Genomic DNA, 25056 nt, shown 5'->3' with positions numbered 1-25056 from the left:
TCTTCTTGCAATGCCTAGAATAGCGGAGCTTCCAACCTTCTTGGTAATCGATTTCACAGGAGCAGGAGGTTATGGTGCTAGCAAGACTCCCCACATGAAATCAAATTGCAATGACCCATCGAGCACGCCAGGGGTAGGAGCTCCTATGGGGTTAAAGGGAAGCATAGCCTTTACAGTAGATTTTGGTACGCCGCTAGGCCCAAATGAGGCGTAAACGTGACAGGCAATACAGGACGAAGCAGCAACAGTTCCGTTGCCGGTAATCCCCTCAATAACTGAGTTGCCAAGTACATAGGGTGTACCATCAGGGGCGCTATAATCTACTTGGGTGGATTTTAGGCAGTAATTCTCCCATACTGGTGATAGGTTCATCTTAGCCATCAAGGCTTTCAATTGTTCCGTCTTCAGGCAGGTGCCATATTGGGTATTAGGCGTAACCTTGTTGGGATAGACTGTGGGAACCGTGCTGCCAAAGGTATCGAAACATCCAATATAGTCGCAGCGACCCGGATTCATCTGGTGTTCAAAGGTTCCCCAAACCCAGTTAGGGGTCTGTCGACTGCTCACGTGAAGCGCTACGAGACCATACTCCACAGAATTAGAAATGGTAGTGTAGTAGAGTTTCCTAATGTTTTTAATACTATTCAGCTCAGGGATCCATTGAAGGATAGTCTGCACTGGAATCCAGTCACCCTTCACAGAGATGGCTGACGTAGGCATAGTCACTTTAAAATCTTTCTTGAAGGCGGCTGTTAATCCAACCTTGGTATTCAGGTTATTATTAATAATATAGTCGAATTGCGGGCGATTACGCTTTGTCTCTTCGGAGATGCAGGGCGTTGGTGTACCCTCGATGGGGAATCCACCTACTGCAGCATTTCCAGGAGTCGCACAAGGAACATCGATTGAGCTATGAAAAGAGGTCGTTATAGAAGCAAGAAGGCTTCCATGGAATTTTCTGGGCGCATCCGGTTTAGGCCAAAGGGGTGAGGTAGAAAAAACATCTGCGTCGGAAGCCCAAGTCTCGAATACCACCCGAGGCAAGGATAATTTGGGTACTGGTGCTGTGAACTGAGTGAATAGATTCCAGATAAACTCATCGGAATTCTTGGTAGTACCATCGACAGTTCCTGCCCGTGCTGGAACAGAGACGATTACGGTGCTAGGGTCTGGAGTAGTATAAGCCTGCGCGACAATAGCAACCACTGTAAATATGAATATGGTGAAAATAAGCGTTGATATCTTCATGTTATATTCTAAAAGCTCGCTTTTTTATTATAGAGATTATTAAGAAAGTGTTTTTCCTCTTACCTTACAATCCAATACGGTTTAGGTACCCTATTGCTAGATAGGACGCAGCCAGTAAGTTTTGGTGAGCTTACTAGCCCCAACCTACTGGCTGCACTTTTAGCTATACGGGCTTACCCCGTAGAAGAATTTGCCTTATTCGCAAACGTTAAGGCTCGGATTAGACATACCGGCTGTTATTAGTGAGGTAACGTACACATATGGGCCATTGGGGCTTGCTTGTGCTATCCATGCAATACACCAGTCTGATCCCCAACGCTGACCTGTATCCCATAATGGTTTATGCTCATTATCCCACGACCATGCTACCCTATCATTTTGTGGATTGGGCGGAAAAGTAGTGCCTTTATAGACAGAAATTTGCCCTTGTTGTGCTCTAAATGGAGCGGTTGTGCTCCATTCAATCCAAAGATTACCATGTTGTTGAAAAGCTCTTAGTGCCCACTAGAAAGTTGAAGCTGCCATATGTAAATTCTCCTAAAAGTATGGTCTCGCAGCTATATTTTTAAACCACTTCACTATAGAAAAATAGCTATAATTAACAGAATTGTGATTTAGATCACACTAATGACTTCACTAATCAATAAAAGCTATTTCTTAAGATAGGGGTAAAATGCCTTAAGTTTGTCCAGATCGCTTAGCATTTCAGTAATACAGGCAGCAAGCTGCTGATAGTTTTCCCTTTCAGCGAAATGTATGGACTTTCATTTCAGGGAGTCTGTGAAGCTAGGCAATATAGCTTCATATCGAATAAAGCGAACCCATAGTTTCTCAGAATCTCTAAGCCATAATTCGATAAAACTGCTTCCAGAGGCAAGAAGTGATCCTCAATAGAGCATAAGCGTAAGCAAGTATCTAGTACAATTTTCCGCAAGGATTGGGTTTTCGGTTATTTAAATTATTTATCGCAAAAATTAAAGTTTTACTTAGATTAAGATGGTTGCTATGCAAATCATTTACTTCCGCATAAATCTACTTCCTAGCCATCATTCCAACATGGAGATTCCTATGGATAAAAATCAGCACGCATACCTGCACCTTCCCATAACTCTCCTTTATTTTTAGATTGTTTTTTAAACTTAATTTAAAATATAAAAACGAACCATGAGCTATTTACCTAATTTTTAGCCCTAGAACGCAATTTAGATCGGCAGCTGACCCAAGGGTTATCGGCAATCGCAAATCGCCACGGGGCATCTCGATGTTCAGGCTTAGCCGAATCAATCCCTACCCGAGGGCCGATAAGATAATCCGTGATTTGATCTCCCGCTCGAATCTCAAGCCCTCCTGCTTCATAAACCGGATGATGATTCCAGCTTAAATTCAACCCTAAAGCCGCCCCTATCTTGCCAGGGCCCGCTAAAAGGTTGGGCTTAAGTAACTGGCCTCTTCGGCGGCTTTGAATCAATTCAAAACCGGCAACTGGCTCACAGGCTCGAATTAATACGGCGGCTGATTGCCCTGCTTCTCCCGTAGCCACATTAAACAAATAATGAATCCCATAGCATAAATAGACATACGCTAAACCCGGTGGCCCCCAGAGGGCCTCATTTCTTTGGGTGCGGCCATGAACACAACCGTGATTAGCTGTATCCTCTGGCCAGCGATAGGCTTCTGTTTCCGTGATCTTCAGTAGGATTTGATCTTGGTATAGCAAAGCCCCTAATAAATCGGCTGCCACTTCAAGGGAGTCCCGAGCATAGAAATCCCGGGGCAACAAATCAGTCATCTTCTCTCTATGCTTTCATAAAATAAAGTTTAATTTTAATTTTAGCATGGGGTAAAGATAGATATCTTTAAAGGCACTAGAAAAGAACCTATTTCATTCCTACACTGTAATCTATGAATAAAAAGGGGTTTTGGCAGAAGATAAAATTCTTCTTGCTAAGGGCAGAAAAATATAGTTTTCTTCAACTGAAACTTAGCCGCTATGTCTAATACTTCTCCCCACTATTTCATTGTTACTATCGGTACTACTGGCGATATGTATCCATTTTTGCGTATTGCAAAAACACTACAAACTCTCGGACGCAAGGTCACATTCATCACTAATTTCCACTATGAAAATCTTATTCGCGATGCTGGAATTCCTTTTGCCGGTGCAGGGACAGAGGAAGAATTTTTCCATACCCTTAATAATCCAAATATATGGGACCCCAAGAAAGGACTCTCCACGCTTTTTGCCCACTATAGTAATCAGCTAAAGCAATATCTCGATGCCATTGAGTCCGCCTCTATACCCACGCCACAAGTTATCATTGCCCATCCGCTCGTTATATCAGGCGCAATCATCGCCCGTGAGCTTAACCTTGTAAAATCAGTGGTAAGCGCTTATCTGGCGCCCTCGAATCTTAAAACCTGCTATGATCCCCTAACCATTGGTATGAGCTCATTGTCCGTACCTCGCTGGGTACCCATGAGTTGGCGACGTGGTCTTTGGTGGTTTATAGAAAAACAACGTATTGATCCCTTTGCCGTCACTCAAGTTAATGCAGCGAGAATACCTCTAGGGCTTCCTAAGATTCATTCCTTTCTTACCCATATCGCCCAAGCCCCAGACCTTACGGTGACTCTCTTTCCCTCGTGGTTTGCACCTACGGCACCGGACTGGCCACGCTCTTTAATTGAAGGGGATTTTCAGCTATTTGACACCACTGGGCAACAAAGCTTCTCTAAGGAACTCTCTGACTTCCTTGAAGCAGGCGAAAAACCTATTGTGTTCACCCCAGGTACCGGAAATTTCCACGCAGCCAAATTTTTCGCCTGCGCCCTTGCCGCTATCAATAAAATTGGGCGACGTGCTATTTTTCTCACTAAAAACCAAGCCCAGATTCCTTCGCCCCTTCCACAGTCGGTGCTCTGGCAACCCTACGTACCCCTATCAGCTCTTCTGAAACATACCGCAGCACTGGTTCATCATGGGGGCGTTGGCACCACCGCTGAAGCGCTACGCTCTGGAACCCCTCAATTGATTACTCCATTCGCTTGGGATCAATTCGACAATGGCACTCGCGTTACTTCACTCGGTGCCGGTAGAGTGATTCCCGTCAAAAAGCTACGACCCCAAAACCTAGCCCAAGAACTGCATACCCTTTGCACCTCAGAGCCTATTGCTATCCAATGCGCCCGCCTTTCATCTCACTTTACATCGCCTCATTATTCCATTGCTCTATGGCGTAAAATTGAGCAATTTATATTTGAGGGTAATCTATAAGATGCTAATATCCTACAACCTAAAGCTAACGCATCTCTAATTAAAGGCTGGTAAGAAAATAAGTCCTATTTTATTGAAAGAAGCCTTAACAATTTTTGGATTAAAAGATAAATTAACCATAAAATATACTGATGAAATAGCTAGTGCATAACAAACAGTTTTGCGTCAAGCGAGCTGACATGCAAGCTTGGATCTAAATGTTACTATTGAGCTTTAGTAATAAATTGAAGTTTTGTACTCCAAAACCCGCCTAGACGCAAAGCCCCGAACCATTACCTATCATTCTTTTTGAACGTTCGTATAAGAAATTGAGCTAAAAATTTTGTAGTTTAACAACCAAAATCTAACAACTAATTGTAATGACAAACAAATATGTAAACTTTATTTCAGACGAACATCTATTAAACTGTATTGAAAATTTACACAAAGCCTATTTACGAGCCAAAAACAACATCTCAAAAAAGAGTTTCTACACCAATAAGGTTGATACGATCAAGCTAACTTTTGACGCTAAATTCAATGGCCTCAACGAAGATGATTTAATTCAATCTGAAATTCTTCGACAAATTGACAAATCTATTAATAACTCTATTGGAACGTTTCACGAACAAATTTTAGGCGGAATTAAAGATTACGAAGCTGGGAATTTGAGTGGTTTTGATATAAAAGCAAAAGACAACACGCTTTTTGCTGACATCAAAAACAAGCATAACACGATGAACAGCAGTTCGGCTGAAGCTCTGTTTCAAAAATTAGCCCGTTATGCAGATGACTATAAAAAAGCTAAATGTTATTGGGTTCAGATTTTAGCAAAAGGAAGTTTTAACAAGCTATGGAAAGGTGAAATTAATGGAAAAGAATACAGTCATTCAAGAGTTTATAAAATTTCAGGTGACCAATTTTATGCTTTGCTTTCTGGGCAGGATAATGCACTTTTTCAATTATATAAAGCATTACCAAAAGCCATTAACGACTATTTGAAATCAGTTGAGAAAGACGATAGTGTAAAAGAAAATTCGGCTTTGGAAGAAATCATTTCCGAAACCGAAAAAACTAATCGTTCTATCCTCGACCAAATAACTTTCGAAAATTACAGCTATTATTTAGGATTTGATAAATTGTAATAATCATTCAAAAATTTCACAATCGAATAGCCAACTTCTCGTGCTAAATTTACTGGAACAGCATTGCCAATCTGCTTATATTGTTGAGCCAACGAACCTGCAAACTCCCATTCATCGGGAAAGGTTTGTATTCTTGCATATTCTCTAACGGTAAAGGGTCTGGTTTCATCAGGATGACATCTTTCAGTTTGTTTTTGAGCAGGACTGCAAGTTAAAGTCAGGCAAGGCTCGTCCCAACCAATTCTTCGGGCAATTCCCGTTTTTCCACCACCCAAATGAAAACTTCCGCCCATAAATTCTTTTTGAATTTCCAAAGGTAAATCTCGCCAATATCCTTTTGGTGGTACTAAATCCAACACTTCTTTTTTGCTTTGAGGATATTTTGCTCCGTTTGATTTGGGTACATTACAATCAAACAATTCGCCTTTTTTTAAAGCATCTTTCAGATTATAAATTTTCTTGTAAGGTTTCGGGTATTCGAATTTTGCAGTAACATCTTTTCCAATGCCAACCAAAATCAATCGTTCTCTTTTTTGAGGAACCTTATAATTTATGGCTTTCAGAACTTGAATAGGCACTACGCCATAACCGATTTCATCCAAAACTGAAATCATTCCTTGTAAAGTTTTTCCATTGTCATGGCTTAACAAACCACGCACATTTTCGCCAATACAAATAGGCGGATTGACTTCCTTTACAACTCTTGCAAATTCGTAAAAAAATGTTCCTCTTGTATCTGCCAACCCTAATTTTTTACCGGCATAACTGAACGCTTGGCAAGGAAAACCACCTGTAACAACATCGGCTTTTCCTTTGTATTTTGAAAAGTTAAAATTCTTAATATCACCTTCCAAAATATTCCAATGTGGTCGGTTTTTACGCAAAGTTTGACAAGCGAATTTGTCAATTTCGTTCAAAGCAACACACTTCAAACCTGCTTTTTCCATACCAATAGCCAAACCACCCGCACCTGCAAATAATTCTAAAACTTTGTATTCATAATTTGGCTCGACAGCATTTGAAATAGGCTCTTTTGTATCAACCTGAACAAAATCAGAAAACAACTCTAACACTTCTGATTTACGGTAAACACGATAGTTACTTATCGGTTCACGAACGGCAGACAATTTTCCGTCCCTGTCCCAACGTCTTAGCGTTTCTTTGTTCTTGCCAAGCAGTTCAGCCGTTTCTGACAATGTTAAATATTTATCCATAACTAGGCTATACAACCTTATACAAGGGTTACAAATTTAGCACAAACTTTTGAAGTGGCAAAATAAATGAACGAATGGCAGATAACAAGTATTTTTGTAAGAGCATCAGTAAACGGAATCGGTTGAATTTTCCGTAAACCTGAAGGCTGGTTCTCCGGTTCAGTGTTAGTGCAATAAATCCCTGTCTGCGCCAAACAGCTACCACATTGATGACAGCTATAAAACAAAAAAATAATTGCGGTTTAACTCACATTACAGATGAAAATGCACATGGTTTTTATTCAACCCAATATTAATTTTGACTTTTTAAAACTAATTTTATTTACTAATATACTAATCATTATATCGCCCTACCTAATCCGAAATCACTCAATAAAAAAAGATTTCTCCAAAAAACTTGAGCTAACCAAATATCAAAAAATATCTTCCCTATTTAAAATTATATAGTAATATTGCAATATTAGATAATAGAGATTGAAAATGGGAGCAACAAAAACAGATCACTATACAGACCGACAAAATCAAATTGCGACCATTGCAAAAGCTTTAGGACATCCAGCAAGAGTTGCCATTATTGAATATTTATTGAAAGTAAATGCTTGTATTTGTAGTGATATTGTAGATGAACTCCCACTGGCCCAGCCTACCATTTCACAACATCTGAAAGAGTTGAAAAACGCAGGTTTGATTAAAGGGAATATCGAAGGAAATGCAATTTGCTATTGTATTGATGAAACAACTTTCAAAATCCTCAAAAACTATTTTTCTAACATCATCACAGCCGTTACTCAGCAAAAACAGTGCTGTTAATGTTTAAACACTTTGATAAAGGATAAAAAATGAAATCAGAACAAGAAACCAAAGCAATGGTCAGGCAAAAATACAGTGAAATCGCCTTACAAGACAAAGAAACTAACGCTGTCTCTTGCTGCGGGGCGGGTAGTTGCAGTACCGAAGTCTATACCATTATGAGCGAAGACTATAATAATTTAAATGGCTACAATCCCGATGCAGATTTGGGTTTAGGCTGTGGTTTGCCCACTCAATTTGCAAAAATTAAGAAAGGCGATACTGTCATTGATTTGGGAAGCGGGGCTGGCAACGATTGTTTTGTAGCCAGAGCCGAAGCAGGTGAAACGGGAAAGATCATTGGGATCGACTTTACAGAAGCCATGATTGCTAAGGCGCGTGCTAATGTGGAGAAATTAGGCTTCAACAATGTTGAATTTCGTCAGGGTGATATTGAAAACATGCCGATAACAGCTAATACGGCTGATGTCATTGTAAGCAACTGTGTGTTAAATCTTGTTCCCAACAAACCAGCGGTTTTTGCAGAAATTTTTAGAGTATTAAAACCGGGCGGGCATTTTAGTATTTCAGATATTGTATTAACCGGTGAATTACCCGAAAAAATTAAAAACGCTGCTGAAATGTATGTTGGTTGTGTTACCAGTGCGATAGATAAGGATAAATATTTAAGCTACATTACAAAATCAGGCTTTACCAATATGGCTATTCAGAAAGATAAGCCCATCATTATTCCAGACGATATTTTGAAAAATTACCTAAGTAATGAAGAAATAGCCGCCTATACATCAAACGAAACAGTCATCAGAAGTATAACGGTTTATGCTGAAAAACCCGCAGGCTGTTGCACACCCAATTCGGGGGGATGTTAATTAAGAAATTTCAACGGTATTTTTTAAATTTACCTAAATTAAAGAGCATGACAGCAAAAGAAAAGTGCAAACAAGGACTTTTATATAACGCCAGCCATGACGAAGAATTAATCAATGAACGTAAAACTTGCAAAAGTTTATGCCAGCAGTTTAATCAAACTCAATACTCGGAATCAGAGGAAAGAGTTCAGCTCATTAAGAAAATATTAAACAAAACGAAAAATAACTTTCTGATTGAACAGTCTTTTTGGTGTGATTACGGTTATAACATAGAGATAGGGGAAAATTTTTACTCAAACCATAATTTAGTCATTTTAGACTGCGCCGAGGTGAAATTTGGCGATAACGTATTTATAGGACCTAATTGTAGTTTTTATACAGCAAATCATCCCATCAATATAAAACAGAGAAACGCAGGGCTTGAATACGCACAACCCATTACCATCGGTAATAATGTTTGGTTGGGCGGAAATGTGACCGTTCTGCCGGGGGTGACTATTGGAGACAATACGGTAATAGGCGCTGGAAGTGTTGTCACTAAAGATATTCCTAACAATGTAATCGCTGTAGGCAATCCGTGTAAAATCCTAAAAGAAATTATTGAATAGAAAACTACCGCTAGATAAAGCGCTTAACAAGCTAAGCAGATTGCAGTAAAAACTGCCAATTCAATCACAAATTCAACCTAATAATCTCCCCTTTTCCTTGTGATCTACTATCTAAAGTACTATAACAAGGCTTATCTATTTTAAAGTCCAAAGCAATTTTGGGATATCTACTTTACTCTCCACCTCTACTACGAAACCATACGCATAAAAATACAAGGAGCATACTATGGAGACACATAAAAGTTATGGCCGCTTAAGATGGAATCCAGTATCAGCACGGGAAGCCCAGCATTTAGACAAGCAAGGCGCTTCATCACCGGCATTGCAAGAGTCGAAGTTTCTTCAGAATCTACCCCTACCAAGTACAGTGTACGATCCTAAACAGCCGATCACGAAAAAACTCAAGGATCTTATCAACAATTACGCTTACGGAGGAGCTTTTCAAAGTACAATCTCGACGGTATGCCAACAACGGATACCCGAACTTGATCGAATACACAACCTCTATCAATTTTATTACTACATCGACACGTTAGCGACATGGATGCCTGGGCTTCGAGTCTGGGAGTGGCAAGATAATATCTACCATGAGCGTACCGATTACCTTCGCCTTACACAGTTTTACTACTATTTTAATCAGCCCGAACTCGTTGCGCTGCAAAGCCCGGTTGATCCCGCTACAGGCGCGAATTTAACCCCCCTATCCCTCTGGCTTAGGGAATTTGCCGTCGAATGGGGCCAGTTCCTCGATACCCCAGAGTCGGCTAAATACCTTGAAAGCTACAAATTTGGCCCAGAGTATGCCTATCAAGACTATAACGGCGGTGAAAATGGAATCAAAAACTATAAGACTTTTAACGAGTGGTTTTCACGAACGTTCAAGGATATCGACCGGCAACGACCAGTCGCTCAGCCAGACGATCCTCGAATAATTGCTTTCCCCGCTGAGTCGACCTTTGTCGGTCAATGGGCCATCACCACGCCAGCCGGTGAACCCATGCCGGCGGAGTCATCCATCGTAGTAAAACACATCGAATGGCCTATTCCGGAGTTACTGAAAGATTCAGCCTATGCGCGCGATTTTGAGGGTGGGATTTTTGTCCATAGTTTTCTCAATGTCTACGATTATCATCGGCAACATGCACCTGCCTCAGGCAAAATACTGGAAGCTAAGTTCATTCCGGGACAAGTCTATCTGGATGTTAAACTTGAAGTACTCGATACTGCTGAGGAACGGGCTAACGTAAATTCAAATCTAGCTAGCGTAGTAAACCCGTGCCGGTACTTAGATGCCCAAGATGCTACGGGCTATCAGTTCGTACAATGCCGTGGGCTGTTCGTTCTGGAAACGGCCATCGGAAAAATTGCTATCCTTCCTATAGGCATGGCGCAGGTATCGTCTGTTGTGTTTGTAAAACCGGGTACTCAAGAGCTTATTCGCCTGACCGAAGAAGAACGGAAAGGAAAATCCTACGACGAACAGGTAGCGCTAATCAACCAGAAAGCGCGTAAAGAAGTGGTAGGAAAAACAGTTTCTAAGGGTGAGATGATCTCAGCGTTCCTTTTCGGTGGCTCCGATATCGTGATGGTATTTCAGCGCCAATCCAATGTGAACATCACTACCACCACCGGTGTCCACTACCCAGTTCGAAGTCAATATGCTTACTCAAATATTGCTCAGCTACTGAAATTTTAAGCCATGTATTCTAAGTGTTTATTTGCTCACGCAATAAACCAGCGCTATAGAATCTCCTGAGAAGCAAAACTTAGCAATTGATAAGGCTTACGCCTGACTTTCCACCTCGGTACTTTCACGACATGAGACAACTTACTCCACCTAAGCTTAAAGGCTATAGGTGGAGGATTTTATGAGATCTGTTAAATTAAGAATATTTAACCTAATGATATTGGATAGATCCTAAAATGAATCCAAGTGAATATCTTATTTTTGCCTGTACGGCTATGGTCATACTCACCTTTGCCGTAGGGATGCGCCTATTACAGTTACGTATGTCAGAAATGGCTAGAACGGGCGTACCGCTGCAAAATCTTGCCCATCGGCATCAAGCCTCAGAACATCTAAAAGATACCCGAGCATTGGATAATTTTTCCAACTTGTTTGAGGTACCGGTGCTCTTTTATGCGCTTTGTGCCATAGCCCTTGCAACTAGTCACATTCCAAATTGGCTCCCATCACTGGCATGGCTCTTTGTTATTTTGCGGGTAGTTCATAGCCTTATTCACTGTACTTATAATAACGTCATGCATCGCTTTCTGCTCTTTATGCTGGGATTCTTATTACTCACGGCCATGTGGGTAGCGTTTGCAATTAGTATCAATCTTAGTTAACACTTTTAGAAACATCATGAGTCTTGAAAAAGGAACTATCAACTGCCCTAAGTGCAGCACTGAGATTAATGTGGATACCATGCTCCGCCATCAATTGGAAAGGGAGATTTCCAACACTTATAAAGCGCAATGGGATCAAGAACGCCAAGCGTATGAAAAAAAAGTAGCTGATCTAAATCAAACCCGAACTGAGCTTGAAGCGCAAAAACAGCAGCTAGACACCACTATTCAGGCAAATGTCAGTAAACAGCTCCAGCTAGAAAAACAAAAGATTGAAACTGAACTAAGAAAGACAATGGCTGATGAAACCGCAGATTCAACTAGAAGCCTTCAAGAAGAGCTGACTAAAAAGACCGAGCAGGTAAAGGAACTTAATAAAGCAAAGGCGGATATTTCCAAACTGATGCGAGAAAAAGACGAATTAAGAAGCGAGATTGAATCTGAGGCTGAGAGAAAACTTACCGAAGCGCTCCAAAATGAACGAGAGAAGATCCAGAAAGCCCTAGAATCAAACATAGAGTTAAAGCTCCTAGAGAAAGAAAAACTCATCACCCAACTCACCGATCAGCTCAAAGAGGCCCATAGAAAAGCCGAACAAGGATCAGTACAAGCTCAAGGAGAAGCTCAAGAAATTGCCATTGAAAAGTGGCTGAGTGAAGAATTTCCTTTTGATACGGTTGAAGAAGTCAAAAAAGGTGCCCGAGGGGCTGACTGCATTCACAGAGTCAATACTCAGCGATGCCAAAACGTAGGCGCTATTTATTATGAAAGTAAACGGACTAAAGAGTTTCAACCCAGCTGGATCGCCAAGTTTAAAGATGATTTACGGGCTAACGGGGCTACATTTGGCGTTATTGTCACTGAAACCATGCCCAAAGATATGGAAAGATTAGGGCAAAAAGAAGGGATTTGGATTTGCACCTATGAGGAATTTAAAGGACTGTCCCGCGTCCTTCGAGAATCAGTCATCCAATTACATACTGCGTTCGCCTTCCAAGAAAATAAGGGCGATAAAATGAGTATGATTTATGATTACATTACCAGCACTGAATTTCGCCTACAGATTGAAGCCATTGTAGAAGGATTTAGCCAACTGCAATCAGGTTTAGCAAACGAGAAGCGGCAAATGGAAACTCTGTGGAAGAAACGGGAAAAGGAGATCGAACGCGTACTGCAAAGTACTACTCATATGTACGGCGCTATTCGGGGCATTGCCGGTAATGCGGTTCAGACAGTCCCTCAACTTGAGTTTAACGATAGTCTTATACCCTAAAGTATTCGTCACCCGATCCTCATCTCTCTTGCCTACCCGCGCAATAATTCTACAACCTGTAAATTCAATATCTATCACCTGTAGGCGTAATCCTTCCATGGTATGATCGGTGCTATCTAATTGTAAATTAAATTTTTTGTCTATGATTCCACAAATCTTATTAGAATTTCTTCAATGCCTACTCCGGGAACAACCTCCATTGGAAGGTGATGTAAAGTATGGAGATGCACAATATAAATGGCTTGGAGAGGCATTGTCTCTTATCAGTAAGTGGGATCAAACACGGGCTAATAAATTTCAAACAGTTACCAAGGCAATGATAGGTAATCTTCAGCGCCAGATGTGCTATGGCATCGTTCTCACAACGATCCGTGAAGCAATTGCATCGCTTGAAAGTACGCTCCCGCAAGATGCTGGCCAAGTTTTTGGCCCTGGCGCTGTATACGACTTCTTCAAAGATCTCAACAAGATCTTGGGTAAGGCGACAAGAACGGTATTCATTGTAGACCCGTACATGGATGATGCTATCTTTGATCGATATCTTTCCGGCAATATTAGCTCATCCATAGCTGTGCAACTCCTAGTTTCCGAGCATGCAAAGGTAAAGGAGGCAGCAGCTGCCTTCAGCACACAGCACAACGTTAAAATCAGCATTCGACAGAGCAAAACAATACACGATAGAGTTATCTTTATAGACTCAAAACAATGCTGGGTATTTGGCACTTCGATTAAAGATGCCGCAGTAAAGAATCCAACATATCTTGACCCCATTTCTGCTGACATAGTTCCTAAAACATTGAAGATTTATGAGGAACTATGGGAGAAAGCGGAACCAATAATCTAACTACTTATCCCAGCGGATACGCTACGCGCGCTACTAAACTCAGATGTTAAAGAATATAGAATAGAAATATAAACATATCGCTAGAATCATATATAGTATCTTTATTACGGCACTTATGCCGTCTGCTCATGTGGATGCCCGCAGCCGTTCTGGAAGCTCTCATCAAAAAACAAGCCTAGGTGCTGCTCACTAGTAGCAAGACAGGAAATCAATATAGACGGCATAAACCCTAACAATTTATTCAAAAAAACCTTTGAGGACATCGTTTGTTTTCACGGTGTGCGGACTGAGCATATCGTTTCAAAAAACCATATACCACCTAAAACTGGATAGTATGATCAAAACGAAAAATAGATTATAGACTTAAAGGTAAAGCGCCCTGATGCTAGCAGGCGACTTGTTGCCTAAACCAATGTAAAATAGCTAATTTTTAGCTAATACAGCCACTCACAATACAAATTATGCGTACTTCTCAATACTTGCTTGCAACTACCCGCGAAATTCCGGCTGATACTGAAATCATTAGCCATCAGCTTATGCTTAGAGGTGGATTCATTCGCCGCCTTGCTGGGGGACTTTATACGTGGCTGCCCCTTGGTTTACGGGTTCTTCGTAAGGTCGAAAATATTATCCGTGAAGAAATGGATAAAACGGGAGCGCAGGAGATATTAATGCCAGCCATACAACCTGCTGAACTTTGGCAGGAAACAGGAAGGTGGGAACAGTTCGGGCCAGAGTTACTGCGATTTACTGATCGCCACCAGCGCTCATTCTGCTTTGGCCCTACCCATGAGGAAATTATTACCGATTTGATTCGCCATGAGATACAAAGTTATAAACAGCTACCGGCTACCTTTTACCAAATTCAAACTAAATTCCGGGATGAAATTCGGCCTCGATTTGGAATTATGAGAGCCAGAGAATTCTTAATGAAGGATGCTTACTCTTTTCATCTGGATCAAGAATCATTAGAACAAACCTATGAACAAATGTATGCAGCTTATTGTCATATTTTTGAGCGAATTGGCCTAGATTTTAGGGCGGTGCAAGCCGATACGGGCGCAATTGGCGGTAAAGTTTCCCATGAATTTCATGTACTTGCCGCCTCGGGTGAGGATGCTATTGCGGTCTCAGACAAGGGCCATTACGCAGCTAATGTAGAGCTAGCGCCAGCCCTCCCCTCTCTAGATAAACCTGAATCTCCAAAAGAAAATTTATCTTTAATAGCGACGCCAGAACAGCGTACTATTACAGAAATTAGCCAATTTCTTAATATTTCCCCTCAACGTTGTCTTAAAACCTTGTTAGTACAAGGCGGTGAGGAAGGGTTAATTGCCCTTGTACTTCGAGGGGATCACGATCTCAATGCGATAAAAGCACAAAAACTTCCTCAAGTAGCCAATCCTCTTCAATTTGCTACCCCTGAGCAAATAGAAAAAATTTGTGGTGCTAGTATTGGTTTCCTAGGTCCTATGGGTCTTCAAATTCCGATCATTGCAGATTATAGTGCGGCTCAATCAGTGGATTTCGTTTGTGGCGCCAATATAGAGGGTAAACACTTTATAGGAGCCAACTGGGGGCGCGATTTACCGGAACCAATAACCGCTGATATTCGTAATGTAATCAATAAAGATCCAAATCCTCATGGGGAAGGTATTTTATCTATCGCCCGAGGCATTGAAGTTGGCCATATTTTTCAGTTAGGCGAAAAATATAGTCGAGCCATGAATACCACTGTATTAGACAAAACAGGGCGCAGCACTATTTTAACTATGGGCTGTTATGGTATTGGTGTATCTAGGATAGTAGCTGCTGCTATTGAACAAAATTATGATGAGCACGGCATTATCTGGCCTGATTCTATCGCTCCTTTCCAACTAGCACTTATCCCTATTAATTCACATAAATCAGCACAAGTTAAAGAAATAACAGAGATGCTCTACACTAAACTACAAGTAGCTGGATATGAAATTTTATTAGATGACCGTCAGCTTCGCTCTGGAGTTATCTTCGCTGACATGGATCTGATTGGTATTCCCCATCGTTTAATTATTAGCGATCGAGGGTTAGAAACGAATACTGTGGAGTATAAACGGCGTCGAGATGCTAAAACCATTCAGATCAAATTAGATGATAACCTAATACTTCAACTTAAATCTCAGATGGAAGTTTAAAGTTAGAAACTAAGAACCCCGGCAAGCTGTCGGGGTTCTTAATAATAAATTTACTTATTTTTAAGTATCTCTTTCTTCTATCAACGGTTTGCCAGTGGATACTTATCCGTCCAATCTATTTCCTTAGTAATCACCATCTTACCTTTCTTAAGGCTGGCATTGAGATCAGTAAACTCCACTTTTGCATGCACAAGATTTTGATGACAATCAATGCATGTCCATCCTTGGGCAAGCTTTTTATGCGCCTTCTGGCCAGATTTAGCGACAGGCTGCGGATTCTCATGACAACGCCGACAAGTCATGCTATCCCAGCCTTTTAAATTTAAGCGAGCGTGATGAGCCATCTCTTGTCGACGCTCATTAAATTTCTCAAGTGTTGAGTAATCATGCATCGTTTCAAGATAAAGTTCTCGAGCGCCATCTACCACGTGGGTTGCTACTGCTAAATGAAAATTGGCTAACCCTTGAGGGATATGACAATCTTTACATTGAGGCTCTATTCCATAGGATCCATAATGTGCAGATGTCTTTAATTCCTTGTAGGGATAGGACATAGAATGGCAGCTGGTACAAAACGTGGTTGTTGACAATGCAGCTTCGCCACCAAAAACGATAACAATTAAAGCAAAAAACCCTCCTGCTCCAATCGATATAGGGCGCCAGTTAACCTTAAAATACTCACAAATGGTTTGACACCATTGTTTTAACTTAGACAACAACATAATACTTTTTACTCCTCAGGCGGTGTAGCGTGCTTTTAGAATACAGGGCTGCAAGAAAAAGTAGACCTTACTTAGCTTATAATGCCTCATGCATTGCCCCTTCATTACGCGCTGATTCTTTAAATTTAAACTGGAATTTCCAATCTACTTTAAGGGTAGTAATAAAAGATACGTAAAGCTCTTCAACATGAAACTGTAGGAAAGTCAGCTGGTTTAAATAGTACGCGCTGCAATACTCCACATGCTTTCTATCCATTAACACCTGCTCCAGCTCTGCAAAATTCCCCAAAGAATAAAGCCCCAAGAATTATTAAGCTCCTTAGTTGCAGCTTTGTTGGCATTATTAGGGCTTAATCTTATTTTTCCTTTTGCCCCTGTCTCTTTACCGACCAAGACTTTTATAGCTTGTCCATAAGTTACCTTAAACCACAATTTATACAGCAAACTTCTACCCTTAAATCTATTATAGGGTGATCTACTTTGCGCTCGAAAGAAAGTTACTGCCTTCATAACAGCTGAAAATAGACTATAGAAAACTGAATGTTTTACTATCCGGCACATAGCGTTATTTTTCTATTAAAAATAAAATTAACCAGTACTATTATCAGTGGGTGATAGGGAATAGACCCAATAACCTCCATATTGAGCAAGAAGACGAAGTGCTTTAAGCTTCATTGGGTTTGAAGAGTTAAATGGCAACATTTTAGCTATTAAAGAGCTTTTAGAAGCATCATCGCTCAAAAAATAAGCGCGAACCACATCTTTATCTACTCGTTCAACTAGATAAGCTTTATAGCCCTGCCCCTTTACCCACTCTTTAACATGAGGTATCAGCGCATGACTATCACCTTGGTTAGGAAAATCTCTATAACCAATACCAAAGCGATCAGGCTCCATTACACCTAATTTATAAGCATCAGAGGAATGAATAACAACATATGCTTCACGGCCTTCAGCAAGTTCCCTTAGCATCGAGGTTCCGGTTACTTCATCGGCTAGCAGCGCGTCTACAACACGCTTTAAGCGATCTTTTTCCTCAGTTGATTTAGTAGCCTGCCAAAATTTACTTTCTAGCTCTTCAATTGCCTTTTGTTGACTAACCCATGGAGCAGGTATTAGCAAAGGTTGAACTAAATTCTCATGAAATAAGGTATTTACCCCTGTAAGCAACTCAAGACGACGAGATATATCCCACCAGCCTAGCAGCACTGCCTTAGAGGACACGTGCTGACTAACTGCCTGAGCTAGGTTAGCTAAATCTTTAACATCACCACTAATAGCTAACAGCGGCTCTCTTAGATTATTCTTCCACTCCAGTAATACAGGAGTTCGGCCATCCTTAGATCCAGCATAAAGCTCTACTAGAGGACCTTTCTGTACTTTCTCATCGATTAATTCATACTTACGGATAGTAATCCCCTCGTCCTCGTAAACCTTAAGATCTACTAGGTCTGAGAATTCTCCTAATCCACCCTCTGCTATTTTCTTATAATGGTATGGAGCTTTCTGGCCATCAGTTGAGTTAAATAACGCCCAACCAAGCCAGCTTAAGAGGAGAAGCCCCCCCGCTATCAAAACTAAACCGATAAGCAGGGGAGCTTTACCTACTCCAGTTGAGGAGGGTAGCACAGCTTCTTCTTTAGCTACAGACACGAATTGTTAGCCTTTTGTCTGCTGCTTACGGCGCCAAGCTACTAAGCCTACACCAACAAGTACCATACCACTTCCAAGACTTCCAATAACAGCTTGCTTCATTTTACTATCCAGATCTAGCACGCTCGCAGTTTTTAGCCTCCCTACCGTAGATTCAAGCGTAGCAACTTGAGATTTCAACTTAGCAAAATCTCGAAGCTTAGTATTTTCAGTTTGAATCTCAACATAGTGTTGAATCAGAGGCGCCCAACCCCATGTATAGGTAAAACCACCTGGGAATACGTGGAAAAGACCCTTATAGTTCTGGAGTAAATCCTGCTCCCACAGCTTAGAGTACGCTAGCTCAACCGTAGTGGGATTATTATCCTTAGCCATAAATAGCTGGAAGAATTCTCCTGGACCATCCTGCTCTGGCTTAGCTGGAAGAGGGCGATTGGTGGTTTGGCCAGGTAGCAATTTATCCTTATAAAGTGCCTCCATAATCCCTTTCACTTCAATCTGCTTCTTAAGGCCAGAAATAGTTCCACTATCTGAAAACTCTAGATAGCTCTTAGCAAATTTTCCTGAATGGCAATTTCTACAGGTCTTTACCCAAGACTTACTGCGATCTGTATACCATCCTTGTTCAAGGTTATCTGCAATTTTTTCTTGAGGATTAAAAGCCCAACGCACCTTACGCACTACGTTATGACTAAATTCACCCTCATACTCCATATGACAGAAAGCACAGGTAGGCGCAGTTTGCTTTCCTTTAGAAACCGCATCTTTAAGCGGTAAATTCCAGTCCCACTCATCACTATGGGTCTCATAAACAGTGCCATGTTTTGACATCATATAGTTTTCATATTCATTATGATCGGCACCATTATGACAGTAGCCACACGCCTCCGGCTTGCGTGCTTCTGTAGCCGAGAACTGATGGCGGGTATGGCAAGTATCACAGCGATTTTGGTTGATATGACACATGGTACAGCCATCTGCGATTGACCGATCCTCCATTGCAGCCCAAGTTGCAAGCTCTACATTAGCTTGATAATCAAGAGCATGAGAGGGGCGGCCTGGAGGCCAAACGGGATCTATTTTTTTGCCATGAACATCTGTACTCGGCCAAGTAAGCGTATCGCGTTCTGATTCTCGCTCCGCAAACTGCTGTAGATGGCAAACTCCACAAGCGGCAGCGTCAGGGAGACGAAGATCTTCTTTATGGCTACCTTTTTCAGCACCAATACCCACATGACAATCGATACAGGAGACTTCTTTGAGATTCTGACCTTCTTTAAGCTTACCCATAGAGCGAAGATTATTCTCAACTTCCTGTATAAGCTCCTTCTTATAGAAGCGCGGATCATCCTTGGTTAATTTGCGAATCTCATCTAAGTTCGCATGTACGCTTTGCTCCCATGAATGCACCCAGCCTTTAGTCTCATCTTTATGGCACTTTATACATTCCTCTCGAGTAGCAACCTTAGCCGGTGCACTTGGAGGTGTGTAGTATGTATCAGGATCTAAATATTGGCTGAACGGGACAGGGGACCAATATTCGGCGTATTTGCCTTCCCCGTGACCTTGAGCTGGATCATAATAACGCTTTGTTATAGCTTCATATAACTCCTTAGGTGAAGCTCCTTTGCTCACCCCTAGAGCGTCATAAAGCTCTTTTGGAATATCAGCATTTGCACTACCCGCAAATAACAAAGCTATGCTAGCTATTGCGGCAGTAGTACGTAAAAGCCTTTTAATTATTGTACTGTCACTCATAATTGACCTCTAATTACACTGTCACTCATATCAATCTCCCTTACACCTTGGCTTTGAGGCATAAAACGCTCTCTTATTTTGTGGTTATATGGCTTACTGGCTTCAATGAAAAGTACCGCCTAGCAAAAAAATAAGAAGTCCATTAGAGCCAAATTAGCATTATTGTATGGTACCAATATTACTGAAATCATAACCTAAGCAATTAAGCGCAAAATAAATCCGAACAATTTTAATCCTATAGATAATTCTTAGAATCATAAAACACTAGTACCATACCCACAACTGCCGTGAGTATAACAATAAAAAAACGCATTGCAACAAAACTACAGCCAAAAAAATAATGTATTCATGACCCATGGCACATCGCAGTTATTACAATACCTATATCTATTGGAAATAGTGCCATAATAAAAAAATTCTCTGTTATAGTATCATTTTACAATTCATTTACTCAAAAGAGGCTCGGAGTTTTTGTCTGAGATTTATGCAATTACCTCTAAAATTAGAACGCCAGAGTAGCCAAACTTTACAAAGCCAGATTTTCGAGCAAATTCGTAGCTTAATCCTGAGCGGGAAATTAAGACCTGGCATGCCCATACCTGCTACCCGCTCTTTAAGTGAGCAGCTTGGCGTATCTCGTAATACAGTGCTCCTAGCCTATGAACGCTTGATTGCTGAAGATTATCTACAAACTCAAGAAGCAATAGGAACCTATGTTAATTTTCATCTTCCTACAGATTCGTTAGTTCTAAAGACTTCAATACAATCACCCGTATTTTCTAAAAAACCCCCTATTAAACGGCATCCAGTATTATTTCAAGGTCGCGCTCAAAAATTAATAAACCCCCAGCAAAATCAATTTACAGTAGACTTTCGCGTCGGGCGCTTAGATCCGCACTCTTTTCCGGTTAAAATTTGGCGACGCTTGCTTTTACGCCATTTAAGTTCCGGCGGAGCTAATTTAACAGAATATCGCAATCCTTCTGGTATGGAGGCACTACGAAAGGCAATAGTTAATCATTTAGGACCCGCACGAGGTATTGCCGTCACACCAGATCAGGTCATTGTAGTTAGCGGCAGTCAACAGGCTTTAAATATTGTTTCTCGCTTACTAATAAACCAAGGAACACGAGTAGTTACCGAATGCCCTTGCTATCAAGGAGCAGCTTATGTATTTGAAAGCTATGGTGCTCAGCTTCATCCTGTACCCGTAGATCAATATGGACTTCAAGTCTTAAAGCTCCCTTCTACTCCTGCAAGCTTGGCCTATGTTACTCCATCTCACCAATATCCAATGGGATCGACTTTATCTCTAAAGCGTCGAGTTCAGCTCCTAGATTGGGCGGGACGAGTAGGCGCTTATCTAATTGAGGATGACTACGATAGCGATTTTCGTCATAATGGATCACCATTAACGGCTCTAGCAGGTTTAGATCCTTATGGCTGTGTAATTTATATGGGAACAGTATCAAAATCAATTGGTGCCGGGCTTCGCCTAGGCTACGTGGTAGTCCCAACAGAATTAGTAGAACCCGCTAGAACAGTTAAAGCTTTGCTAGATAGCGGAAACCCTTGGCTGGATCAAGCAGTTCTAGCGGATTTTATCTCCAGTGGTAATTACGCCAAGCATTTGCGGCAAATTCGTCGCATCTATCTTCATCGTCGTGATTGCCTAATAGCAGCATTAAAACTACATTTCGGAGATGTTCAGCTATCAGGTTTGGATGGAGGTATGCATATTGTTTGGCATCTTCCATCTAATTTTCCTACAGCTATTGAAATGCAAACTCTTGCCCAAGAAGTAGGGGTTGGAATTTATACTTTAGAAAGAGGAGGGGCTTATGACTATGGATATACAGAACATAGCGAGCGTACCCTTATCCTTGGCTATTCATCTGTTCCTGAGATTCAGATATGCGAAGCAATTGCTCGGGTGGCAAAAGCAATGGATAGGTAATTTAAAAAAATAACCTGAAACAATATATCTAAGTAACTTTGAAGAAGTGCAGAACACGCGCCCCCTAGCAACGATGCGCAATGTAATAGCGTAAAGGTACGAGGGCAGATAATAGGTTGTTAACGGCGGCGTTCTTCGGTATCGTTTCATCAGGCTAGGATGTGGTCACAATAAGGTGGCCTTGAGGATGTGATCAGAAGAAAAGCACATAAGCCGATAATTGCAACACGTAAGTAGTTAACTCCGATAAGTAATTTTTATATACATAAAGGTGTTCTATGAAACAATTTAGATCCATATTTCGTAAAACAAAAAACTCAGAAAAAATTATTACCTTCGTTTTTATTGCATACGCTACAATTAGCAGTATGGCTGCATTAGCAGAAGAGTCATCAATTACATCAAAAATCCGATCAACATTTGATAACACTATAGGATATGTCACCCATTCATCTCCCGCTCATTTTAACGATAATAACGAACTTCTCCAGCCAGAAGGCTATAGAGGATGGGTTCATATAGGTACACAGGTAACGCCTAACGATATGAATAATGGCAAAGCTATTGTTCCTGAATTTCACAACGTCTACATTGATCACAAAAGTTTTAACCATTGGAAAAAAACCGGCGAGTTTCGAGATGGAACCATGATAGTTAAAGAACTTATGAGCGTAGGCGATAAAAAAGCATTAACAGGCAATGGTTATTTTATGGGCGAGTTTACTGGCTTAGAAGCGGCTGTTAAAGATTCAAAACGTTTCCCTAAGGAACCTGGGAATTGGGCCTATTTCATGTATGGAATGAAATATCCTTTGCTTGATAAAGTTGCTGCTAAACCCACTAGTGAGTGTAATTCTTGTCATGAAAAAAACGCTAAGGATGACTGGGTGTTTACTCAATACTATCCAAATCTCCGCACTACAAAGCCACAGCAATCGACTTCGTCTGCTAAGTAGCTATCAATATAGCTAATAGCTAAAGACCTGCTAAGCTAAAAAGAGGGGATAGGTAACCTTTATCCCCTTTTTCTAGCTACCTGAAGCATTATCTACTAAATTAAATTAAGTAGAAATATTCTCTTAAGAGGGGATATTCTGAGTATGGGTAATGCTATTTTGGCTATTCAAGTAGACTAAATATGGCTTAAATGAACCCACTTTAGAATGATCAAACATTGCGTAGACGCATATAATAAGCCGATCATTAGGGCAAGCTTTGCGAGCTGCAGCACCATTTACGGAAACAATGCTAGATCCGCATTCAGCCCGTATTGCATAGGTCACAAAACGCTCACCATTATTTAAATTATAGATATGAATCTGCTCATACTCCTGAATTCTAGCCACATCCAGTAAAGAACCATCAATAGCACAAGAACCCTCATACTCTAGCTCTGCATGGGTAACACGAGCGCGATGTAACTTAGATTTCAATAGGGTCAAATACATAAAACTAATAATCTCCCAACGGTAAATACCTAGCTACCTTATTTATCCTTTGGCCATGCCATTTCAGGTTAATTTAACTAATATATTATCAATAAGACGGGCTTTCCCTAAATAAGCAGCTGTTAAAATTATTAATTTCTCCTCGCCTCCCTTCGGTTTAGCTAAATCTTCAGGGTTTCGAATACAAAAATAATCAGGGTAAAAACCTTTATTCTTTAATATTCGATACCCCTCTTCCTCTAAAGAAGAGAAGTCTCGTCGTCCACCCTCAATAGCCTCAGCAGCAATGCTAAGCGTATTAAACAATACTGGAGCTTGCGCCCGTTCCTCCTCTGAGAGATAACAATTACGCGAGCTTAGTGCTAAACCACTTTCGTCCCTTACCGTTGCAACGCTCTCAATATCTATAGATACAGCAAGATCTGCAACCATATACCGAATAATAAGTAACTGCTGATAGTCTTTTTCCCCAAACACCGCTACATGAGGCTGCACTACATTAAATAGTGTCATAACAATAGTACCAACACCACTAAAATGCCCTAATCGGTAGGCTCCTTCAAGAATATTTGAAAGACTAGGAACCTCAACCCGAGTTATGTTCTTCAATGGCTGCGGATATATATCTTCTAGTACCGGAGCGAAAATAGCGGCAGCTTTACGATGAGCTGCTAAATATTGCTGGTCTTTCTTAAAAGTCCGAGGATAATTAGCATAATCATGCTGATCATTAAATTGAAGAGGGTTAACAAAAATACTTACTACTACATAGTCTGATAATTGAGCAGCCCGATCAACTAAAGCCAGATGGCCTTCATGAAGATTGCCCATAGTAGGTACCAATGCTATTCGCCCATAGGATGTACGCCAGTACTCCACCGCACTACGCATTGCAGTAATAGTTTGTAAGGTTTCCACTAACTAGTAACTCTGCTCAAGTGTAGGGAATTCTCCTCTTTTTACTGCACTAACGTAAGATTGAACCGCATTGAGGATACTATCCGTTTTTTCCAAAAAATTATGACTAAATCTCGGCAACCTACTCAGACTAATACCTAACATGTCATAAAGTACCAAAACTTGACCATCGCAATAAGGACCCGCTCCGCAGCTGATTACTGGAATTTCTAATGCTTTGGTAATTTTTCGACCAAGATGCGCAGGAATACACTCTAGAATTAGCATATCCGCCCCTGCTTGCTGCAAAACTACAGCATCCTCATAAATTTGATCCGCCACCCTTTCTTCTCGTCCCTGTACCCGATAACCACCAACTCGATGCACTGATTGGGGTAATAGCCCTAAATGAGCGCATACAGGAATACCTCGCATAGTGAGCTGTAGTATAGTCTCGCTTAGCATTTGCCCTCCTTCAAGCTTGACCATCTGCGCTCCCCCTTCACGCATAAGCCGAGCAGCATTATCAATAGCTTGAGCGGGCACAGCATAGCTCATAAATGGCATATCCACTAGGATAAACGCATGACGGCTGCCTCTAAGGACATTTCGACAATGATATACCATATCATCCATAGTAACGGGCAAGGTACTTTCTTGCCCTTGAATTACCATACCTAAGGAATCCCCTACAAGTAGTACATCTACATTTGCTGCTTCTAATAACCCAGCAAAGGTCGCATCATAAACCGTTAGCATGGCAACCTTTTCGCCCCGCTGCTTTGCGCTTCGCAATTTAGTTAAAGTCAAACGGCTCATTAAATTATTACATTA

23 protein-coding genes are annotated in these 25056 nt (G+C 41.0%); 12 read left to right on the top strand and 11 right to left on the bottom strand.

Annotation, left to right across the window (positions count from 1 at the left end; all coding sequences use genetic code 11):
- Window positions 1–69: 69 nt before the first annotated feature.
- Both TAO_RS02500 and TAO_RS02490 read right to left on the bottom strand, forming a co-directional pair.
- A complete protein-coding gene (locus tag TAO_RS02500) occupies window positions 70–1248 on the bottom strand; it encodes a hypothetical protein (RefSeq protein WP_096526467.1) in 1179 nt (392 codons plus the stop codon).
- A 1177-nt stretch (window positions 1249–2425) separates the two neighbouring features.
- Window positions 2426–3037: a DNA-3-methyladenine glycosylase gene (locus TAO_RS02490; protein ID WP_096526466.1), complete on the bottom strand. Its 612-nt coding sequence runs from the start codon at window positions 3035–3037 to the stop codon at window positions 2426–2428.
- Window positions 3038–3238: 201 nt separating this feature from the next.
- Between TAO_RS02490 and TAO_RS02485 the strand changes: the two genes are divergently transcribed.
- Both TAO_RS02485 and TAO_RS02480 read left to right on the top strand, forming a co-directional pair.
- A complete protein-coding gene (locus tag TAO_RS02485) occupies window positions 3239–4522 on the top strand; it encodes a glycosyltransferase (protein WP_096526465.1) in 1284 nt (427 codons plus the stop codon).
- A 359-nt stretch (window positions 4523–4881) separates the two neighbouring features.
- Entirely contained in the window at window positions 4882–5646 is a 765-nt protein-coding gene (locus TAO_RS02480) for an Eco47II family restriction endonuclease (RefSeq protein ID WP_096526464.1), read from the top strand.
- Here the strand turns inward: TAO_RS02480 and dcm are convergent.
- Window positions 5622–6860 (bottom strand): DNA (cytosine-5-)-methyltransferase, encoded by a 1239-nt coding sequence (gene dcm, locus TAO_RS02475; RefSeq protein WP_096526463.1) that lies wholly within the window; start codon window positions 6858–6860, stop codon window positions 5622–5624. The two genes, TAO_RS02480 and dcm, sit on opposite strands and share 25 nt — an antisense overlap.
- Before the next feature lie 480 nt (window positions 6861–7340).
- Here dcm and TAO_RS02470 point away from each other — a divergent pair, with 480 nt between their 5' ends.
- The 8 genes from TAO_RS02470 to TAO_RS02435 all read left to right on the top strand — a co-directional run bounded on the left by TAO_RS02470 (window position 7341) and on the right by TAO_RS02435 (window position 15787).
- Window positions 7341–7670, top strand: a complete 330-nt coding sequence (locus TAO_RS02470) for an ArsR/SmtB family transcription factor (protein WP_096526462.1) — start codon at window positions 7341–7343, stop codon at window positions 7668–7670.
- Window positions 7671–7699: 29 nt separating this feature from the next.
- On the top strand, window positions 7700–8539 hold the full coding sequence (locus TAO_RS02465) for an arsenite methyltransferase (protein ID WP_096526461.1): 840 nt from the start codon (window positions 7700–7702) through the stop codon (window positions 8537–8539).
- 47 nt (window positions 8540–8586) lie between these two features.
- Complete coding sequence (locus TAO_RS02460; protein WP_096527722.1) at window positions 8587–9147, top strand: sugar O-acetyltransferase; 561 nt, start codon at window positions 8587–8589, stop codon at window positions 9145–9147.
- Between the two features lie 226 nt (window positions 9148–9373).
- Window positions 9374–10843 carry a phosphatidylserine decarboxylase gene (locus TAO_RS02455; protein WP_096526460.1) on the top strand — a complete coding sequence of 490 codons (1470 nt, stop codon included), beginning with the start codon at window positions 9374–9376 and terminating at the stop codon, window positions 10841–10843.
- 227 nt (window positions 10844–11070) lie between these two features.
- The gene (locus TAO_RS02450) at window positions 11071–11496 is read left to right on the top strand and encodes an MAPEG family protein (RefSeq protein ID WP_096526459.1); all 426 of its coding nucleotides are present in this window, start codon (window positions 11071–11073) and stop codon (window positions 11494–11496) included.
- Window positions 11497–11512: 16 nt separating this feature from the next.
- Window positions 11513–12769: a DUF2130 domain-containing protein gene (locus tag TAO_RS02445; protein WP_096526458.1), complete on the top strand. Its 1257-nt coding sequence runs from the start codon at window positions 11513–11515 to the stop codon at window positions 12767–12769.
- 142 nt (window positions 12770–12911) lie between these two features.
- Complete coding sequence (locus TAO_RS02440; RefSeq protein WP_172419047.1) at window positions 12912–13613, top strand: hypothetical protein; 702 nt, start codon at window positions 12912–12914, stop codon at window positions 13611–13613.
- Window positions 13614–14074: 461 nt separating this feature from the next.
- Window positions 14075–15787, top strand: coding sequence for a proline--tRNA ligase (locus TAO_RS02435; protein WP_096526456.1), 1713 nt, complete (start codon window positions 14075–14077; stop codon window positions 15785–15787).
- Between the two features lie 80 nt (window positions 15788–15867).
- Here TAO_RS02435 and TAO_RS02430 read toward each other — a convergent pair whose 3' ends face one another.
- The 5 genes from TAO_RS02430 to TAO_RS02410 all read right to left on the bottom strand — a co-directional run bounded on the left by TAO_RS02430 (window position 15868) and on the right by TAO_RS02410 (window position 19920).
- Window positions 15868–16509 carry a NapC/NirT family cytochrome c gene (locus tag TAO_RS02430; RefSeq protein WP_231910548.1) on the bottom strand — a complete coding sequence of 214 codons (642 nt, stop codon included), beginning with the start codon at window positions 16507–16509 and terminating at the stop codon, window positions 15868–15870.
- A 76-nt stretch (window positions 16510–16585) separates the two neighbouring features.
- Window positions 16586–16765, bottom strand: a complete 180-nt coding sequence (locus tag TAO_RS02425) for a hypothetical protein (RefSeq protein WP_096526455.1) — start codon at window positions 16763–16765, stop codon at window positions 16586–16588.
- Window positions 16765–17019 carry a hypothetical protein gene (locus TAO_RS09625; RefSeq protein WP_172419046.1) on the bottom strand — a complete coding sequence of 85 codons (255 nt, stop codon included), beginning with the start codon at window positions 17017–17019 and terminating at the stop codon, window positions 16765–16767. The genes TAO_RS02425 and TAO_RS09625 overlap by 1 nt, the downstream gene beginning before the upstream one ends.
- Window positions 17020–17097: 78 nt before the next feature.
- Complete coding sequence (gene haoB, locus TAO_RS02415; RefSeq protein WP_096526453.1) at window positions 17098–18162, bottom strand: hydroxylamine oxidation protein HaoB; 1065 nt, start codon at window positions 18160–18162, stop codon at window positions 17098–17100.
- Between the two features lie 6 nt (window positions 18163–18168).
- Window positions 18169–19920, bottom strand: coding sequence for a multiheme c-type cytochrome (locus TAO_RS02410; protein ID WP_096526452.1), 1752 nt, complete (start codon window positions 19918–19920; stop codon window positions 18169–18171).
- 484 nt (window positions 19921–20404) lie between these two features.
- Here TAO_RS02410 and pdxR point away from each other — a divergent pair, with 484 nt between their 5' ends.
- The gene (gene pdxR, locus TAO_RS02405) at window positions 20405–21877 is read left to right on the top strand and encodes a MocR-like pyridoxine biosynthesis transcription factor PdxR (protein ID WP_096526451.1); all 1473 of its coding nucleotides are present in this window, start codon (window positions 20405–20407) and stop codon (window positions 21875–21877) included.
- Between the two features lie 278 nt (window positions 21878–22155).
- Window positions 22156–22833 (top strand): cytochrome P460 family protein, encoded by a 678-nt coding sequence (locus tag TAO_RS02400; protein WP_231910547.1) that lies wholly within the window; start codon window positions 22156–22158, stop codon window positions 22831–22833.
- A 123-nt stretch (window positions 22834–22956) separates the two neighbouring features.
- On the opposite strand, the gene panD is transcribed toward TAO_RS02400, so the two are convergent.
- The 3 genes from panD to panB all read right to left on the bottom strand — a co-directional run bounded on the left by panD (window position 22957) and on the right by panB (window position 25041).
- The gene (gene panD, locus TAO_RS02395; protein WP_096526450.1) at window positions 22957–23325 is read right to left on the bottom strand and encodes an aspartate 1-decarboxylase; all 369 of its coding nucleotides are present in this window, start codon (window positions 23323–23325) and stop codon (window positions 22957–22959) included.
- Between the two features lie 63 nt (window positions 23326–23388).
- Complete coding sequence (gene panC, locus TAO_RS02390) at window positions 23389–24243, bottom strand: pantoate--beta-alanine ligase (protein WP_096526449.1); 855 nt, start codon at window positions 24241–24243, stop codon at window positions 23389–23391.
- A 3-nt stretch (window positions 24244–24246) separates the two neighbouring features.
- On the bottom strand, window positions 24247–25041 hold the full coding sequence (panB, locus tag TAO_RS02385) for a 3-methyl-2-oxobutanoate hydroxymethyltransferase (protein WP_096526448.1): 795 nt from the start codon (window positions 25039–25041) through the stop codon (window positions 24247–24249).
- Between the last annotated feature and the right edge of the window lie 15 nt (window positions 25042–25056).

This window comes from Candidatus Nitrosoglobus terrae, from assembly GCF_002356115.1.
Lineage (GTDB): Bacteria > Pseudomonadota > Gammaproteobacteria > Nitrosococcales > Nitrosococcaceae > Nitrosoglobus > Nitrosoglobus terrae.
This window is presented reverse-complemented; position numbering and strand designations above follow the sequence as displayed.